Consider the following 2,908-nt stretch of genomic DNA (forward strand, 5'->3'; position numbering starts at 1 on the left):
CGACATAAATAGCATCATTAAAACGCGATAGGTGATCGCCGAGTAAAATTAAGTCCGCACTGTTTTTGGCAATTGCACTTCCGCTTCCCATCGCTACTGACAAATTTGCACCGGCCAGTACTGGCGCATCATTTATACCGTCACCAAACATGGCTACATTAGCATCTTGCTGTAAGCGATTCACTAAGGCTAACTTATCTTGAGGCGATAAACCTGAATGCACATCTGAAATACCAATTTTATGTGCTAAAAACTCAACATGTCCGGAATTATCACCACTGGCAATACTCAATTTTATATTGGCAGCCTTTAACGCATTAACCGTCGCGATGCTATCAACACGTAACTTATCAAGCATTTCGATTTTGGCAATTAGCTCGTTATCAATAGAAAGGTAAATCCACTGACTTTGAGTGGCTTTTACTGATATCGGTAACATATCTGGGCTAACAAATTGTGCCGTTCCAATAGACACTTGCTGTTGGTTCATACTGGCTTGAATGCCTAAACCAATATGATGTTCAACTGTGTCTACTTGATGTTGATTATCATAGAAAGGGCTAAACGCTAATGCAATCGGGTGGAGAGATCCTTGTTCAATGGCCGCTGCAATAGACAGTACTTGCGCTGATGAATACCCAGCAAAGGTTTGTACATCACCAATTGATAATTGGCCACAGGTAAGCGTGCCAGTTTTATCAAACACCACATGATTAATTTTGGTCAGTTTTTCAAAAATACCTGGTTTTCGTGGGATCACACCTAACTTAGTGAAAATAGCGGTTGCGCAAGTAACGGCCGTTGGCGTGGCAAGGGCGAGGGCGCATGGGCAGGTTGCGACCAACACGGATAATGTAATCCAAAAAGCGTCTTCTGGAGATACGAACGACCAGACGACATATGTTATTGCCGCTATGGATAAAACCGTACCGGAAAAGTATCGCGCTAAACGGTCGGCAATTAAAGCAATGGTAGGTTTATTGTTTGATGCAAGTTCTTGTAAACGAATGATCTCTGCAACTAATTGATCTTGCCCAAGGGCTGTCACTCGCACTTCAATAGGTTGTTCTATATTGATGGTGCCGGCATAGACTTTATCTAAAACGCGTTTACTGATCGGCATTTGTTCACCGGTAAGCATAGCCTCATTGACGCTTGATTGTCCGGTTACCACTTCGGCATCAGCGGCAATCACTTCGCCTGGTTTGACTAAAATAATATCGCCAATGGACAATTGTTTAGCGGCAATCTCAGTGATCTCACCCTCATGACATAAATGCGCTGTCAGCGGCACCAGTTTGTGCAAATTACTCGAACTAACAGAAGCTTTTTGCCTTGCAACTTGTTCAAAGTAACGACCTAATAATAAAAAGAAGGTAAACATGGATACGGATTCAAAATACACTTCGCCATTGCCTTGCATAGTCGCAATACAACTGGCGATATAAGCACCTAAAATTGCAATTGAAACAGACACATCCATATTAAGTTTGCCACTTAATACACTACGAAGAGCACTAAAATAAAAGGGTTGAGCTGAGTAAAGCACTACAGGCGCTGCAAAAATTAAACTTACCCAGCGAAAGTAGTCACGAAATTGAACATCCAGATCAGTAAAGTATCCGGTGTATAAGGCGAGGGCAAACATCATCACTTGCATGGTCGCAAAACCTGCAAGCCCTAAGCGAAGTAAGAATTTACGACTGTCTGCTTTAGATTGTTTTTCTTGTTCATCAACTTGGTAGGGCGCAGCTTGATAACCAATTTTACTGATAATTTGTAAAATTTCACTGAGTTGAATACGTTCACTGTCCCAGCTCACTAACGCCCGTTGTGTGGTGGAATTAACCAACACATTAGTGACACCCGCAACCGGTTTGAGTTTATGTTCAATTAACCAGGCACAAGCAGCACAGGTAATACCGTCGATAGACAAAGAGGTTGAATCAATAGCACCTTGTTTATGAACAAAATCTTGCTGCACTTCCGGTAAATCGTAGGCACTGTATTGCGACAACTGTTCTGGCACCAGTGCCGTCTGACGATTTCCAGGTTCACTGCGAAATTGATAATAACTGCTCAGGCCTGCATCCATAATGGCCTGCGATACGGCTTGGCAACCTGGGCAGCACATAGGTTGTACTTGCCCATTTATTATCGTAGTAAACTGATCTCCCGTAAGAACTGGCTCATTGCAATGAAAGCAAGATGTCATGTGGCTATACCAACTTCATTTAATAATGTTTTAATCAGATACGCAGTCAATGTGTTATTAATTGAGCCAATATTCAACATCATCTTTAATATCAATTCGTTGCTGGATACGCCATTTGGCATCAAATCCTTCAATGCGTACTTCCCAAGGCCCAGTTATCGCAGAATCCAATGGAATGTGATACACGTAATTTGCGTCAGCAGTAGCATTTAAACTGAAGTCTTTGGCTTCTATTGTCGGATGGTAAAACTGCACATTTAGCGCTGCACGATATTCCGGACCACCTTGTTGGGTAATTTTTAATTCTTGATCTGCAACCGTGACTAAAAATTTCATGCCAATTTGTTGAGCATATTTTATTTTGCGCAAATCCATGTTTATCGCTTTACCTTGCTTATAGTAATCTTCTGCTACCAATGAGTCAGAATTATCTAAAGCAATCTTTAAGGTCGTTAAACTGGCAATAACGGCACACAAAGGCAAGATGATTAAAAACCAAGGCCAAAATTGCTTATACCAAGGGAGTTGATCCGACATAATACATCCTAAAATAGTGGTAATAATTCGGGGGACATTTTACCCCGTAATGGCTTAATAATCACTTAAAAAAAAGGCCTCGATAATCTCGAGGCCTTAATATTACTTATAACTAACTATTTGTTTGATAAGCTATAAACGTAAGCTGTATTGACG

Annotated in this window: 2 protein-coding genes; both read right to left on the bottom strand. The window is 41.2% G+C overall.

Annotated features, from left to right (window positions below; all coding sequences use genetic code 11):
* On the bottom strand, positions 1-2,215 hold a 2,215-nt coding region (locus tag H5185_RS21620), incomplete at its 3' end, for a heavy metal translocating P-type ATPase metal-binding domain-containing protein (protein ID WP_182743186.1).
* A 57-nt stretch (positions 2,216-2,272) separates the two neighbouring features.
* Positions 2,273-2,752 (bottom strand): FixH family protein, encoded by a 480-nt coding sequence (locus H5185_RS21625; protein ID WP_124014871.1) that lies wholly within the window; start codon positions 2,750-2,752, stop codon positions 2,273-2,275.
* Positions 2,753-2,908 lie beyond the last annotated feature (156 nt).

The organism is Shewanella sp. SG44-6, from assembly GCF_014164185.1.
Classification (GTDB): domain Bacteria; phylum Pseudomonadota; class Gammaproteobacteria; order Enterobacterales; family Shewanellaceae; genus Shewanella; species Shewanella vesiculosa.

Coding starts and splice junctions, on each gene's coding strand:
- H5185_RS21625 (WP_124014871.1), bottom strand. CDS start 2,752: ATGTCGGATCAACTCCCTTGGTATAAGCAATTTTGGCCTTGGTTTTTA.